Annotated in this window: 9 protein-coding genes, 1 rRNA gene and 4 pseudogenes; 11 read left to right on the top strand and 3 right to left on the bottom strand. The window is 69.1% G+C overall.

The features are described 5' to 3' along the window. The 6 genes and pseudogenes from AB1285_RS26170 to argH all read left to right on the top strand — a co-directional run. On the top strand, positions 1 to 827 hold an 827-nt coding region (locus AB1285_RS26170; RefSeq protein ID WP_429978202.1), incomplete at its 5' end, for an Asd/ArgC dimerization domain-containing protein. Continuing rightward, positions 824 to 1,979: pseudogene (gene argJ, locus AB1285_RS26165) on the top strand (bifunctional glutamate N-acetyltransferase/amino-acid acetyltransferase ArgJ). The gene AB1285_RS26170 and the pseudogene argJ, both read left to right, overlap by 4 nt. Further along, positions 1,976 to 2,893 carry an acetylglutamate kinase gene (gene argB / locus AB1285_RS26160; RefSeq protein ID WP_268776873.1) on the top strand — a complete coding sequence of 306 codons (918 nt, stop codon included), beginning with the start codon at positions 1,976 to 1,978 and terminating at the stop codon, positions 2,891 to 2,893. The pseudogene argJ and the gene argB overlap by 4 nt, the downstream one beginning before the upstream one ends. Next, a pseudogene (locus tag AB1285_RS26155) lies at positions 2,890 to 4,094 on the top strand (acetylornithine transaminase). The gene argB and the pseudogene AB1285_RS26155 overlap by 4 nt, the downstream one beginning before the upstream one ends. Beyond that, a complete protein-coding gene (argF, locus tag AB1285_RS26150; RefSeq protein WP_187661865.1) occupies positions 4,091 to 5,020 on the top strand; it encodes an ornithine carbamoyltransferase in 930 nt (309 codons plus the stop codon). The pseudogene AB1285_RS26155 and the gene argF overlap by 4 nt, the downstream one beginning before the upstream one ends. Beyond that, a pseudogene (gene argH / locus AB1285_RS26145) lies at positions 5,020 to 6,436 on the top strand (argininosuccinate lyase); the annotation flags it as partial. The gene argF and the pseudogene argH, both read left to right, overlap by 1 nt. Before the next feature lie 35 nt (positions 6,437 to 6,471). Here the strand turns inward: argH and AB1285_RS26140 are convergent. Then, on the bottom strand, positions 6,472 to 7,056 hold the full coding sequence (locus AB1285_RS26140; protein WP_370428507.1) for a DUF1349 domain-containing protein: 585 nt from the start codon (positions 7,054 to 7,056) through the stop codon (positions 6,472 to 6,474). A gap of 59 nt (positions 7,057 to 7,115) precedes the next feature. Between AB1285_RS26140 and AB1285_RS26135 the strand changes: the two genes are divergently transcribed. The 4 genes from AB1285_RS26135 to AB1285_RS26120 are packed head-to-tail and all read left to right on the top strand — an operon-like array spanning position 7,116 to position 10,721. Next, positions 7,116 to 7,760 (top strand): SatD family protein, encoded by a 645-nt coding sequence (locus AB1285_RS26135; protein WP_187661862.1) that lies wholly within the window; start codon positions 7,116 to 7,118, stop codon positions 7,758 to 7,760. Further along, positions 7,757 to 8,542, top strand: coding sequence for a hypothetical protein (locus tag AB1285_RS26130; protein WP_259955164.1), 786 nt, complete (start codon positions 7,757 to 7,759; stop codon positions 8,540 to 8,542). The genes AB1285_RS26135 and AB1285_RS26130 overlap by 4 nt, the downstream gene beginning before the upstream one ends. A 52-nt stretch (positions 8,543 to 8,594) precedes the next feature. Next, positions 8,595 to 9,896 (top strand): tyrosine--tRNA ligase, encoded by a 1,302-nt coding sequence (gene tyrS, locus AB1285_RS26125; RefSeq protein WP_370428508.1) that lies wholly within the window; start codon positions 8,595 to 8,597, stop codon positions 9,894 to 9,896. Positions 9,897 to 9,908: 12 nt separating this feature from the next. Beyond that, complete coding sequence (locus AB1285_RS26120; RefSeq protein ID WP_268776879.1) at positions 9,909 to 10,721, top strand: DUF4184 family protein; 813 nt, start codon at positions 9,909 to 9,911, stop codon at positions 10,719 to 10,721. Between the two features lie 81 nt (positions 10,722 to 10,802). Here the strand turns inward: AB1285_RS26120 and AB1285_RS26115 are convergent, their stop codons facing one another. After that, positions 10,803 to 11,237: a CoA transferase gene (locus AB1285_RS26115; protein ID WP_429978201.1), complete on the bottom strand. Its 435-nt coding sequence runs from the start codon at positions 11,235 to 11,237 to the stop codon at positions 10,803 to 10,805. A 25-nt stretch (positions 11,238 to 11,262) separates the two neighbouring features. Then, positions 11,263 to 11,562, bottom strand: a pseudogene (locus tag AB1285_RS26110) (CoA transferase); the annotation flags it as partial. Between the two features lie 1,093 nt (positions 11,563 to 12,655). On the opposite strand from AB1285_RS26110, the gene AB1285_RS26105 reads away from it, so the two are divergent. Further along, positions 12,656 to 14,181: ribosomal RNA gene (locus tag AB1285_RS26105) — 16S ribosomal RNA — on the top strand. The last annotated feature ends 185 nt before the right edge of the window (positions 14,182 to 14,366 follow it).

Raw genomic sequence — 14,366 nt, 5'->3', positions numbered from 1 at the left:
CCCCGCTCGTGATCGACGCGGGGGCCGACCACCGGCTCACCTCCTCGACGGAGTGGGACGCCTTCTACGGCGGGGCGTTCCACGAGCCCTGGACGTACGGCGTGCCCGAGCTCGTCGTCGGAGGGGGCAAGCAGCGCGAGGCGCTCCGCGGCGCGACCCGGATCGCCGCACCCGGCTGCAACGCCTCCACGGTGAGCCTCAGCCTCGCCCCCGGTGTCGCGGCCGGCGTGATCGACCCGGGCGACATCGTCTCCGTCCTGGCCGTCGGCCCGTCCGGGGCGGGCAAGAGCCTGAAGACGAACCTCCTCGCCTCCGAGATCCTCGGCTCCGCGAACCCGTATGCGGTGGGCGGCACGCACCGCCACATCCCGGAGATCCGACAGGCGCTCGCCGCCGCCCGCCCTTCGACAGGCTCAGGCCCCTCGACAGGCTCAGGCCCTTCGACAGGCTCAGGGACCCAGGACATCCGGATCTCCTTCACCCCGGTCCTCGTGCCGATGTCGCGCGGCATCCTCGCCACCTCCACGGCGCCGATCGTCGACGGCGTGAGAGACGCCGAGATCCGCCAGGCGTGGGAGAGCGCCTACGGCGACGAGACCTTCGTGCAGCTGCTCCCGGAGGGCAGCTTCCCGCGCACCGCCGACGTGCTCGGGGCGAACACGGCCCTCCTCGGTCTCGCGATCGACCGCGCCGCGAACCGCGTGACGGTGGTCACCGCCGTCGACAACCTCGTCAAGGGCACCGCCGGAGCTGCCGTCCAGTCCATGAACATCGCGCTGGGGCTTCCCGAGACCCGCGCCCTCTCAGTGAACGGAGTCGCCCCGTGAGCGTCACCGCCCCCGCAGGATTCGAGGCGGCCGGAGTCGCCGCCGGACTCAAGTCCACCGGCAAGCCCGATGTCGCCGTCGTCGTCAACCGCGGCCCCCGGAAGGTCGGGGCCGCCGTCTTCACGAGCAACCGCGCCAAGGCCAACCCCATCATCTGGTCCCAGCAGGCCGTCGCGGACCGCGTGGTCGAGGCCGTCGTCCTCAACTCCGCGGGGCGAACTGCTTCACCGGCAGCTTCGGGTTCCAGACGACCCACCAGACCGCGGAGAAGGCGGCCGAGATGCTCGGCATCAGCGCGGGCGACGTGCTCGTCTGCTCCACGGGCTCATCGGGACGGGCGACGAGGTCTTCCGCGAGAAGGTCCTCGCAGGCACCGCGCAGGCGATCACCGAGCTGAGCTCGGACGGCGGGGAGAGCGCCGCGCACGCCATCATGACCACGGACACGGTTGCGAAGACCGCTGTGGTGACCCGCGACGGCTGGACAATCGGCGGCATGGCGAAGGGCGCGGGCATGCTCGCCCCGGGTCTGGCGACGATGCTCGTGGTGCTCACCACCGACGCCGTGCTCGAACCGCTCCAGGCCGACGAGGCGCTGCGTCGGGCGACGGGACGCACGTTCGACCGCCTCGACTCGGACGGCTGCATGTCGACCAACGACCAGGTGACGCTGCTCGCCAACGGCGCCTCCGAGGTCGCCCCCGATCTCGACGACTTCGCCGAGGCGCTCACCACGCTCTGCCAGGAGCTCGCGGTCAAGCTGCAGGGCGACGCGGAGGGCGCGAGCCACGACATCACGATCGAGGTGCAGCACGCCGTCTCCGAGCAGGATGCCGTCGAGGTCGGCCGCTCGGTGGCCCGCAACAACCTGTTCAAGGCCGCCATCTTCGGCAACGACCCGAACTGGGGACGCGTGCTCGCGGCGATCGGCACCACGGCCGCGCAGTTCGACCCGTACGACGTCGACGTGTGGATGAACGGCGTCCGCGTGTGCACCGCCGGTGGCCCGGACCGCCCGCGCGAGGAGGTCGACCTGACGCCGCGAGCGACGCACCTGATGATCGACCTCAAGGTCGGGGAGGCCACCGCCACGGTCCTCACGAACGACCTCACCCACGACTACGTGCACGAGAACAGCGCCTACGCCTCATGACCGACATCCAGGACACCACGCCGGACATCGCGGCCCAGAAGGCGACCACCCTCATCGAGTCGCTGCCGTGGCTGAGGAAGTTCCGCGACCAGATCGTCGTCGTCAAGTACGGCGGCAACGCGATGGTCTCGGACGAGCTGCAAGAAGCCTTCGCTCAGGACATCGCGTACCTCCGCTACGTCGGCGTGCAGCCGGTGGTCGTGCACGGCGGTGGGCCGCAGATCTCCGACATGCTCCAGCGCCTGGAGATCCCCAGCGAGTTCAAGGGCGGATATCGCGTCACCAACACCGAGGCCATCGGCGTCGTGCGGATGGTGCTCACGGGCCAGGTGAACCCGCAGCTCGTGTCGAAGATCAACTCGCACGGCCCCATCGCCACCGGCCTCAGCGGTGAGGACGCCGGGCTCTTCGGCGGCCGCCGCCGCGGTGTCATGATCGACGGCGAGGAGGTGGACCTCGGCCGCGTGGGCGACGTGGTCCAGGTCGACCCGACGCCGGTGCTCGATCATCTCGCCGCAGGGCGGATCCCGGTCGTGTCGAGCATCGCGCCCGACCTCGACCACCCGGGGCAGTCGCTCAACGTCAACGCGGATGCCGCGGCTGCTGCGCTCGCCGTGGCCCTCGGTGCGCGCAAGCTCGTCATCCTCACCGACGTGCCGGGGCTGTACGCCGACTGGCCCAACCGGGACTCGCTCGTGTCGCATCTGACGTCGGGCGCTCTCGTGGAGATGCTGCCGCGCCTGGAATCGGGCATGATCCCGAAAATGCGCGCATGCCTCGATGCGGTCGAGGGTGGCGTCGACGCGGCCGCGATCATCGACGGACGGGTCCCGCACTCGGTGCTCGTCGAACTGTTCACCAGCAAGGGAATCGGGACCGAAGTGGTCCTGGGAGAGAAAGGGGCGACGGCATGACCGTCTGGCAGGACGACGCGGCACGTGATCTCGTGCTCAACGCGGGGGAGCGCCTCGCGCTGTTGACCCGCGGTGAGGGCTCGTACCTGTGGACGCCGAAGACCGACGCTACCTCGACTTCCTCGCCGGCATCGCGGTGACCTCGCTCGGGCACGCGCACCCGGTGTTCGTCGATGCGGTGTCGCGGCAGGCCGCCACCCTCGCGCACGTCTCCAACTACTTCGCGACCCCACCGCAGCTCGCGCTCGCGGCCCGGCTCAAGCGCCTCGCCGGCGCGGGGATCGACGGTCGGGTCTTCTTCTCGAACTCGGGTGCCGAGGCCAACGAGGCCGCGTTCAAGCTCGCCCGTCTGCACGGCGGCGCGGAGCGTCCCCGCATCCTGGCGCTGGAGAACGGCTTCCACGGCCGCACGATGGGCTCGCTCGCGCTCACGGCCAAGGAGTCCATGCGCGCGCCGTTCGCTCCGATGCCCGGAGGGGTCGAGCACATCCCGGCCACGATCGATGCGCTGGAGGCCGCGATGGATGACCGGGTCGCCGCCGTCATCGTGGAGCCGATCCAGGGTGAGGCCGGCGTCGTCGAGCTCCCCGAGGGCTACCTCGCCGCCGCGCGCTCGCTGACCCTCGCACACGGAGCCCTGCTCATCGTCGATGAGATCCAGACAGGGGCAGGACGGACCGGCGCCTGGTTCGGGTTCAGCCACGAGGGCATCACGCCCGACGCCATCACGCTCGCGAAGGGCATCGGCGGCGGGTTCCCGATCGGCGCCCTCGTCACCTACGGCGCCGCGAGCGCCCTGTTCACGCCCGGCTCGCACGGCTCCACCTTCGGCGGGAACCCGCTCGCGACGGCCGTGGCGGACGCGGTGCTGGCCGAGATCGAGCGCGCCGACCTCGTCGACAACGCCGCGCGCCGCGGAGCCGAGCTGCGGGAGATCATCCTGGGCATCGACTCCCCGCTGATCGAGGGCGTCCGCGGCCGCGGACTCCTCGTCGGCGTCGCGCTCACCCAGCCCGTGGCGGGTGCGGTGGTCGCCGCCGCCCAGGACCGCGGTCTCATCGTCAACGCCGCCAACCCCGAGACCGTGCGCGTCGCGCCGGCACTCACCATCGGCGACGCGGAGCTGGCGGAGTTCCGCGAGCTGTTCACCGCCGCTCTCTCCGACGTCCACTCCTCCGCCACCGGAAAGGTCCCCGCATGACCCGCCACCTGCTGCGCGACGACGATCTGACGCCCGCCGAGCAGGCGGAGATCCTCGATCTCGCCCTCGAGCTCAAGAAGGACCGCTGGGCGGACAAGAGCCTCGCCGGCCCGCAGACCGTCGCCGTGATCTTCGACAAGTCGTCCACCCGGACGCGCGTCTCGTTCGCCGTGGGGATCGCCGACCTCGGTGGCACCCCGCTCATCATCTCCACCGCGAGCAGCCAGCTCGGCGGGAAGGAGACGCCGTCCGACACGGCGCGCGTCCTCGAGCGCCAGGTCGCGGCGATCGTGTGGCGCACGTACGCGCAATCGGGCCTGGAGGAGATGGCCGCCGGCACGAGGGTCCCCGTGGTCAACGCACTGTCCGACGACTTCCACCCGTGCCAGCTCCTCGCCGACCTGCTGACGATCCGCGAGCACAAGGGCGATCTGAAGGGGCTCACGCTGACGTTCTTCGGCGACGGCCAGAGCAACATGGCGCACTCCTACGCGCTCGCCGGCGTCACGGCGGGCATGCACGTGCGCATCGCCTCTCCGGAGGACTACGCACCGCGGGCCGACGTGATCGAGGCGGCCGACCGCCGCGCCGGGGAGACCGGCGGATCGATCACGCTCTTCACCGATCCGGTCGAGGCGGCCGCGGGCGCTGACGTCGTCGTCACCGACACCTGGGTGTCGATGGGCAAGGAGGAGGAGAAGCTCGCGCGGATCCGCGACCTCGGCGGCTACAAGGTCACGCCGGAGACGATGGAGCTCGCGCACGACGACGCGATCTTCATCCACTGCCTCCCCGCCGACCGCGGCTACGAGGTCGACTCCGCCGTCATCGACGGTCCGCAGAGCGTGGTCTGGGACGAGGCGGAGAACCGCCTGCACGCCCAGAAGGCCCTGCTGGTCTGGCTCCTCGGGAAGAAGGACGCGTGATGGCCGGCTCGCACGAAGGCACCAACGAGGGCGCGCTCTGGGGCGCGCGGTTCGCCACCGGTCCGTCGCCGGAGCTCGTCGAGCTGAGCCGTTCGACGCACTTCGACTGGATCCTCGCGCCGTACGACATCGCGGGTTCCCACGCGCATGCCACGGCGCTGGCCGCGGCGGGGTACCTCGAACCGGATGAGGCCGCCCGCATGCACGAGGGCCTCGACGCCGTGGCGCGCAAGGTCGCCGACGGCACCCTGCAGCCGCTGCCCACCGACGAGGACGTGCACGGTGCGCTCGAGCAGGCGCTGATCGCCGAGCTCGGTCCGGAGCTGGGCGGACGCCTCCGCGCCGGACGCAGCCGGAACGACCAGATCGCCACTCTCGTGCGGATGTACCTGATCGATCACGCCCGGGTGATCGCCCGTGACCTGCTGCGCGTGATCGATGCGCTCGTGGCGCAGGCCGAGGCACACCCCGACGCGATCCTGCCCGGACGCACGCACCTTCAGCACGCGCAGCCGGTGCTGCTCGCCCATCACCTCCAGGCTCACGCGTGGCCGCTGGTGCGCGAGCTCGAACGTCTCGTCGACTGGCGCCGGCGTGCCGGTGTCTCGCCGTACGGCGGGGGAGCGCTGGCGGGATCGACGCTGGGCCTCGACCCCGCCCTCGTGGCGACGGAGCTCGGTCTCGACCGGCCGGCGGAGAACTCCCTCGACGGGACCGCCGCGCGGGACGTCGTCGCGGAGTTCGTGTTCATCGCGGCGATGACGGGCGTCGACCTCTCCCGACTCTCCGAGGAGATCATCCTCTGGAACACCCGCGAGTTCGGCTTCGTCACCCTCGACGACGGCTACTCCACCGGATCCAGCATCATGCCGCAGAAGAAGAACCCGGACATCGCCGAGCTCGCGCGCCGGCAAGTCCGGGCGTCTCATCGGCAACCTGTCCGGCCTGCTGGCGACGCTCAAGGGCCTGCCGCTCGCCTACAACCGCGATCTGCAGGAGGACAAGGAGCCGGTCTTCGACTCCGTGCAGACGCTCGAGGTCGTGCTGCCGGCGTTCGCGGGGATGGTCGCGACGCTGCGCTTCCACACGGAGCGCATGGCCGAGCTCGCCCCCCAGGGGTTCTCGCTGGCGACCGACGTCGCCGAGTGGCTGGTGAAGCGGCGGGTGCCGTTCCGCGATGCCCACGAGATCTCCGGAGCACTCGTGCGCGCCTGCGAGGAACAGGGGATCGGGCTGGAGGACGCCTCCGACGAGCTGCTGCTGTCGGTGTCGCCCCACCTCGTCCCCGCGGTGCGCGAGGTGCTCACGATCGAGGGATCCGTCGCGTCGCGCACGGGCGTCGGCGGCACCGCGCCCGAGCGGGTGGCCGAGCAGCGCGCGGAGCTCGTCGCCCGCGCGCAGGCCGCCGCGCACAGCGCTCGGCCTGTAGTCGTTCCGGCGGCGACCGCGCCTCAGTGCAGGTCGCCGTCGGCGGCCGAGCGCTCCCACCGGGTGAACCGGACGGTCAGGCCCTCCCGGGTGGGTGCTGCGAGGAACGGTCCTGCGGAGACGGCCGTGTCACCGGCGAAGGGAGCCACCCTGACGAGTCGCCACGGTCCGTCGTCCGCGCGGGCCCGCACGATCATCGCGTCCGCCCAGCGGCTGACCCGGACGGTGATCTCGCTCTCGCGCCAGTCGTCGACGTAGCCGACCGACCAGTCCGAGCGGCCGGCGGTCACGACGGCGCCCAGGCCGAGGTGGCCGTCGGCGAACTCGACTCCCGCCTTGATCCAGTGCTGGTCATCGGCGCGGACGAAGAGGCCCGCCTGGTCGAACTGCCCCTCCCACGGCGCGCGGAAGGCGACCTCGATCGCTTCACCGACCTCCAGCGGGGCGAGCAGTGCATGCTCGGAGTCGTGCACGAAGCCGTACGCGGTGTGACGCCAGGCATCGCTGCCCTCGATCGCGGTGGCGTCGAGATGCCCGTCGATGCGCGTCAGCGCGGGGGCGTGGGTCCAGGTGCCGTCGGTCCAGTCGATGATGCGTGAATCAGGCATATTTCCTATCTATAGCCATATGAGGCATAAACCTCGGATATTCATGTTACGGTTATCCCATGGTCATCGCCGTGATCGCCGACATCGTGGGTTCCCGAGAGCTCGGGGACCGGAGCGCCGCACAGCGTGCACTCGACGAGACCATCGCGCAGGTCGAACGCGACCGTCCGCTGGCGGTCCAGCCGCTCACGCCCACGGTAGGGGACGAGCAGCAGGGCGTCTACCGCGAGCTTCCCGACGCGCTCCTCTCCCTCCTCATGGTCCAGCTCCGGCTCCCTGAGGGCCTCGCGTTCCGCTTCGGCGTCGGCATCGGCGAGGTCCGACCGGTGGCGTCGGTGCACGGTGAGCTGGCCGACGGCCCTGGGTGGTATGCGGCGCGCGCCGCGATCGAGACCGTGCACGCCCGCGAACAGCGCGCCGTGCCGCGCACGCGCACCTGGATTGTCGGAGCCCCGGGCCAGGATGAGGTCATGGAGACCGTGATCGCCGCGTCCAACGCGTATGTCCTTGCGCGCGACGAGCTCGTCGGGGCGATGAGCACGCGCGAGCGCCACCTCACGTACGGGCGCCTGGTCGGCCGGTCCCAGCAGGAGCTCGCCGCCCAGGAGGGCATCTCCCAGCCGAGCGTGTCCAAATCGCTGCGGAGCGCGGGAGCCGCCGCTGTCATCGAGGGTGTGGCCGCGCTCCGGGGGGAGACCGCATGATCCTCGCGGGCTTCGTCCTCCTGGCCGTCGGCGCGACCGACCTCGTCCGCCAGTTCGTGCCTCGGCGGTGGATCGGCTACGTCGTGGCCGCGGCTGTGGTCCTCCTCCTCGGCATCGGCGGGGACGCGCTGCTGCCGGCCCTCCTCGGACTCGGTGCCGGAGCGCTGTGGGCCTGGAGCATGCCGGACGAGGGGCCGTCCCGTGCCGGGTTCTGGCCGGCCGTCTCGCTGGCCGCCCTCAGCATCGGCGCCGTGGTCTGGGGCGGATCGAGGAATGCCGCCGGTCTCATCGGCGAGCTCTGGACGCTCCGCTCGCCGTTCGGCGAGGTGCCGTTCGATCTGGCCGTGCTCGCGCTCGGCGCCGGTGTCTTCCTGCTCGAATCCGCCAACCTCGTCGTCCGCGCGGCTCTGGACGGCGAGCACACCTGGCGCCCCGCGGAGGTGGCGGAGCCGGTGCCTCCGGTCGTCGCATCCGCACCGACCGACCAGCCTGCGGCCGATGCCCCTGCGGTGGGGGTGATCCCCGCCGATCCCCGCCACGGCTTCAAGGGCGGGCGGCTCATCGGCCCGCTCGAACGCGTCCTCGTGATGATCCTCACCCTGGCCGCGGCGTACCCCGTGCTCGCGGCCATGCTCGCCGCCAAGGGCATCGTCCGCTTCCCGGAGATCTCCCGCGACGGGGAGACCGGGGCCCGCGCGGAGTACTTCCTCGTCGGCAGCCTCGTGAGCTGGGTCATCGGCCTCGGCGCCGCGTTCCTCGTGTGGTGGGCCGCGCACAGCTGACACCCCTCCGCGCGACGCAGCGGGGCGGTCGTCCGCTGCTAGCCTGGAGCGCGTGTCAACTCCCGCTCTGACGACCGCGCCGCAGGCGATCGACCCCACGTTCGAGAACGTGTGGGACGAGATCGTGTGGCGTGGCCTCGTCCACGTGTCCACCGACCAGGAGGCGCTGCGCGCCCTGCTCGCGGGAGATCCCGTCACGTATTACTGCGGCTTCGACCCGACGGCGCCCAGCCTGCACCTCGGGCACCTCGTCCAGCTGCTCCTGCTCCGCCGCCTCCAGCTCGCCGGGCACAAGCCGCTCGGTCTCGTCGGTGGGTCCACCGGTCTGATCGGCGACCCGCGGCCCACCGCGGAGCGCACGCTCAACACCCGCGAGACGGTGGCGGAATGGGTCGACCGTCTGCGCGGACAGGTCGAGCGCTACCTCAGCTTCGAAGGGGACAACGCCGCCCGCATGGTGAACAACCTCGACTGGACGGCGCCGCTCTCCGCGATCGATTTCCTCCGCGAGATCGGCAAGCACTACCGCGTCGGCACCATGCTGAAGAAGGACGCGGTGGCCGCGCGCCTGAACTCCGACGCCGGGATCAGCTACACCGAGTTCAGCTACCAGATCCTCCAGGGGCTCGACTTCCTCGAGCTCTACCGGCAGTACGACTGCGTGCTGCAGACGGGCGGCTCCGATCAGTGGGGCAACCTCACCAGCGGCACCGACCTCATCCACCGGGTCGAAGGGGTGTCCGTCCACGCGATCGGCACCCCGCTGATCACCAACAGCGACGGCACGAAGTTCGGCAAGAGCGAGGGCAACGCGATCTGGATCGACGCGGAGCTCACGAGCCCGTACGCGTTCTACCAGTTCTGGCTCAGCACGGCCGATGCCGACGTGATCGAGCGCCTCAAGGTGTTCACGTTCCTGACCAGGGCCGAGATCGAGGAGTACGCGGAGCTCGTGGCGACCGAGCCGTTCCGCCGTGCCGCCCAGAAGCGCCTCGCGCTCGAGGTCGTCGCGACGGTGCACGGCGTCGAGGCGACGGCGGCCGTGATCGCGGCGTCCGAGGCGCTGTTCGGGCAGGGCGACCTGACGACTCTCGACCCGGCGACCTTGCGCACGGCGCTCGACGAGCTTCCGCATGCGACGGTCGCAGCCGGAACTCCGGTCGTCGACGCCCTCGTCGCCACCGGTCTCGTGTCGAGCCTGTCGGAGGCGCGCCGCGCCATCGCGCAGGGCGGCGTCTCCCTCGATGGGGAGCGGGTGGAGGACGACTCCGCGACCGTGCAGGGCACCCTGCCCGGCGGTGTCTCGGTGCTGCGTCGCGGGAAGAAGACCCTCGCCGGCGTCTTCCTGGGCTGACCCCGGCCTCATATGCCGTTCACTCCGAGCCACGCGATCGTCGCGCTGCCGTTCGTGCGCACGCCGCTCGTCCCCGCGGCGATCGCGATCGGAGCGATGACGCCGGACATCTCGCTGTTCCTGCGCAACGTCGGCCTCAACTACGGCTTCCTGCACGATCCGGTCAACCTCGTGTGGACGACGCTGCTCGCTCTCGGGCTGTTCCTCCTCTGGCGCGTCCTGCTGCGCCCGGCGACCCTGGAACTGCTGCCGGGATGGGTGTCCGTGCGACTACCCGCCGGCTGGGGGGTGACCGGATACCGGGCGGCGATCGAGGCGCTGAGTCGCGATGACCGCCCGCGGTACGCGGGCTGGCGACCGCTGTATCCGTTCCTGCTCGTGTTCTCGACGATGCTGGGCGTGCTCTCGCATATCCTCTGGGATGCGTTCACGCACGACTCGCGGTGGGGCGTGGATCTGCTGCCCGCGCTCGCGGACTCCTGGGGTCCCTTCGACGGCTACAAGTGGCTCCAGTACGGCTCGAGTGCCCTCGGCCTGCTGGGCCTGGCGATCTGGGCTGCACTGCGGCTGCGCCGCGCGACGCCTCGAGCGGACGCGCGCCGAGTCCTTCCGACGTTCATGCGGGTCGCGTGGTGGCTCTCGCTGCCGGTGATCCTCGTGATCGCGTGGGTCGGCGGTCTGCTCGCGTTCGGACCGCTGTCCGCCGAGTTCACGGTGCAGCATCTCGCATATCGGGTGCTGCCGCCCGCCTGCGCGGTGTGGGGCGTGCTGACCCTGGTCCTCTGCGTCGTCCTGGCGGTGCGGCGGCCGCGCGCTGCGGTCTGATCCCGCGCCTCACCAGTGCGGCGCGTCCGTGCCCCACCCGTGCGGGCATCGAACGCCAGGCCGGGAGTGCCGGGGCGGCCGTCACGATCGTTTCCCCGTCGACGTCGAAGCGGGCCAGGTGACCGGATGCGTCCACCTCGGGGAGCGCCGACGCGCGGGGCGTCCGCGGCATCCCGAGCAAATCGGCGCGCGATCCGACGCAAGGAGGTCCCGCACGACTCGCGAGTGCCCGTCGCGGTGGCGGAGCAGTTGCGTGAGGGCGGCGGCGAGGAGGTAGCCGGCGCTGTGGTCCAATGCCTGAGCCGGAAGAGCGCCCGGCCGACCGCCGTCGCCCTCGATCAGTGCGATGCCGCTCTCCGCCTGGACCAGGCTGTCGAAGCCGGCGCGCTCGGGGTGAGACGTGCCCCAGGCGCTGAGCTGGGCGACGAGCAGGCCCGGATACCGTGCGGCGAGCGCGTCGGGGGAGAGGGCCCAGGCGCTCCAGGGCCGCAGGACGATAGCCGAGCACGACGGCATCCGCGGTCTCCAGGAGGTCGTGCAGCGCAGCGCCTCGGGCATCGAGCAGCGCGGTGCGCTTGCCGTGACCGGTGTCGAGATGCTGCCACGGAAGCTCGGGGAGGTGCGGCGGGTCGATGCGGAGCACGTCCGCGCCGAGGAGCGCGAGGGTCCGGGTGCACACCGGACCGGCGATCACCCGCGTGAGGTCGAGGACGCGGACGCCGGCGAGGGGAGCCCTGCCCCGCCGCACCGGGCGACGGGAGACGTCGGTCCTTCCCCCGTCGTCGGCCGATCGCCTCCGTGATCGCGACGTCCACGACGGGCGTCCGCCGCAGAGCCTCATCGGCCGCGCGGTCCTCAGGGCGGACGGCCACGGCGAGACCTCCGGCTTCGGAGATCGGCGGACGGCCTCCGCGGTGTGCAGCGTCTCCAGCGTGCGGGCCACGGCCTCCGCTCCTGCCCTGTCGTCCAGGTCCAGCGCGGTGCGAAGCGCGCGCGCGTGGTGCGGGTAGTTGCCGTGTGTCCGGACCCATCCATCCGCGCTCGCCCAGAACCCGGAGAGGGGCGCCCACACGGGAGGGGGAGTGCCGCCCACCTCCAGATACCTGTCGCTCCGGTAGGCGACGGCGACGCGGACGGGGTCGACGCGCGTGAGATCGATACCCGCGGCGAGGGCCACTGCTGCGACGCTGACGAGAGCGAGATCGCCGGTCGCCGTGCGCGACGAGAGCGGGACGCCCCGAGGGCACGGAGGCCCGAGTCCGTCGGGGCCTGCGACGCGTCCCCGCCCGCCTCGATCACGACGCGGGCGAGCAGCTCAGCGGCGGAGGTGGGACGACCGGAGACCATGGCGAGATGCTACTCCCGGCCGCGAAGTGGCCGGAAACCCTGCTGATCCGGGGGAATCAGGCGCATGAGGGCCTGCGACACGCCCGGGGAGTGCGCCCGATTTGCCAGACCCCCGGAATCCACGTAACTTATTACTTGTTCGCCCCACAGGGAAGCGGAGAAGCCCAGAGCTTCACCCCCCTCAAGCGGAGAACCACTCCCGATCCTCTCTCACTTGAGAGATCAGACGCTTGCGTCTAGGATGGGAGATCCACCCCTTCTGCGCTGTCACCGGCTGCGCAGCGGATCCGAGATCCGCACGGCGCGCCGATTTGACAAGCGGGTCGGGATGGCTAAGATAGAGAAGTTGCCCTGCGGGCCTGGTCGTGATGGCTGGGTCGTGGGAGCATCCGATCCTTGAGAACTCAACAGCGTGCACTTGTCAAATGCCAAATTATCCTCGTCTAGCTTTGGCTGGGTGAGAATTCCTTTGGATCAAAGACCAACCTCCTTGTGGGGTTGGCAATGGATAGTCAGCAATGATTTATCTCTTTGGTCAGCATCAAACTCGCTGCGTTCGGTTTTTCCCCGGTTCGTATGCAATTCTTTTTACGGAGAGTTTGATCCTGGCTCAGGATGAACGCTGGCGGCGTGCTTAACACATGCAAGTCGAACGGTGAACACGGAGCTTGCTCTGTGGGATCAGTGGCGAACGGGTGAGTAACACGTGAGCAAACCTGCCCCTGACTCTGGATAAGCGCTGGAAACGGCGTCTAATACTGGATATGTGACGTGACCGCATGGTCTGCGTTTGGAAGATTTTTCGGTTGGGGATGGGCTCGCGGCCTATCAGCTTGTTGGTGAGGTAATGGCTCACCAAGGCGTCGACGGGTAGCCGGCCTGAGAGGGTGACCGGCCACACTGGGACTGAGACACGGCCCAGACTCCTACGGGAGGCAGCAGTGGGGAATATTGCACAATGGGCGAAAGCCTGATGCAGCAAACGCCGCGTGAGGGATGACGGCCTTCGGGTTGTAAACCTCTTTTAGCAGGGAAGAAGCGAAAAGTGACGGTACCTGCAGAAAAAGCGCCGCTAACTACGTGCCAGCAGCCGCGGTAATACGTAGGGCGCAAGCGTTATCCGGAATTATTGGGCGTAAAGAGCTCGTAGGCGGTTTGTCGCGTCTGCTGTGAAATCCCGAGGCTCAACCTCGGGCCTGCAGTGGGTACGGGCAGACTAGAGTGCGGTAGGGGAGATTGGAATTCCTGGTGTAGCGGTGGAATGCGCAGATATCAGGAGGAACACCGATGGCGAAGGCAGATCTCTGGGCCGTAACTGACGCTGAGGAGCGAAAGGGTGGGGAGCAAACAGGCTTAGATACCCTGGTAGTCCACCCCGTAAACGTTGGGAACTAGTTGTGGGGTCCATTCCACGGATTCCGTGACGCAGCTAACGCATTAAGTTCCCCGCCTGGGGAGTACGGCCGCAAGGCTAAAACTCAAAGGAATTGACGGGGACCCGCACAAGCGGCGGAGCATGCGGATTAATTCGATGCAACGCGAAGAACCTTACCAAGGCTTGACATATACGAGAACGGGCCAGAAATGGTCAACTCTTTGGACACTCGTAAACAGGTGGTGCATGGTTGTCGTCAGCTCGTGTCGTGAGATGTTGGGTTAAGTCCCGCAACGAGCGCAACCCTCGTTCTATGTTGCCAGCACGTAATGGTGGGAACTCATGGGATACTGCCGGGGTCAACTCGGAGGAAGGTGGGGATGACGTCAAATCATCATGCCCCTTATGTCTTGGGCTTCACGCATGCTACAATGGCCGGTACAAAGGGCTGCAATACCGTGAGGTGGAGCGAATCCCAAAAAGCCGGTCCCAGTTCGGATTGAGGTCTGCGAACTCGACCTCATGAAGTCGGAGTCGCTAGTAATCGCAGATCAGCAACGCTGCGGTGAATACGTTCCCGGGTCTTGTACACACCGCCCGTCAAGTCATGAAAGTCGGTAACACCTGAAGCCGGTGGCCTAACCCTTGTGGAGGGAGCCGTCGAAGGTGGGATCGGTAATTAGGACTAAGTCGTAACAAGGTAGCCGTACCGGAAGGTGCGGCTGGATCACCTCCTTTCTAAGGAGCATCTGACGCTTCGGCGTCCAGAACCCAGATCGAAGGCATACGTTCTTCGCTGGGAGCTCATGGGTGGACATTTGACATGGCATCGAGATCTGATCTCGGGACTAGTACGCCGCTTCGTGGTTGGAAGGTTCTGGGTGAGGGGACCGGTGCCTGCACGCTGTTGGGTCCTGAGGGAC

It is taken from the genome of Microbacterium sp. NRRL B-14842 (genome assembly GCF_050470785.1).
The sequence above is the reverse complement of the archived record's forward strand: the minus strand, read 5'-3'. Positions and strand labels throughout refer to the sequence as shown.

Excerpts from the sequence above, each read along its gene's own strand:
- AB1285_RS26130 (WP_259955164.1), top strand. The coding sequence starts at position 7,757 with ATGATCCTCGCGGGCTTCGTCCTCCTGGCCGTCGGCGCGACCGACCTC.
- argB (WP_268776873.1), top strand. The coding sequence starts at position 1,976 with ATGACCGACATCCAGGACACCACGCCGGACATCGCGGCCCAGAAGGCG.
- AB1285_RS26115 (WP_429978201.1), bottom strand. The coding sequence starts at position 11,237 with ATGCCGTCGTGCTCGGCTATCGTCCTGCGGCCCTGGAGCGCCTGGGCC.
- argF (WP_187661865.1), top strand. The coding sequence starts at position 4,091 with ATGACCCGCCACCTGCTGCGCGACGACGATCTGACGCCCGCCGAGCAG.
- AB1285_RS26120 (WP_268776879.1), top strand. The coding sequence starts at position 9,909 with ATGCCGTTCACTCCGAGCCACGCGATCGTCGCGCTGCCGTTCGTGCGC.
- AB1285_RS26140 (WP_370428507.1), bottom strand. The coding sequence starts at position 7,056 with ATGCCTGATTCACGCATCATCGACTGGACCGACGGCACCTGGACCCAC.
- AB1285_RS26135 (WP_187661862.1), top strand. The coding sequence starts at position 7,116 with ATGGTCATCGCCGTGATCGCCGACATCGTGGGTTCCCGAGAGCTCGGG.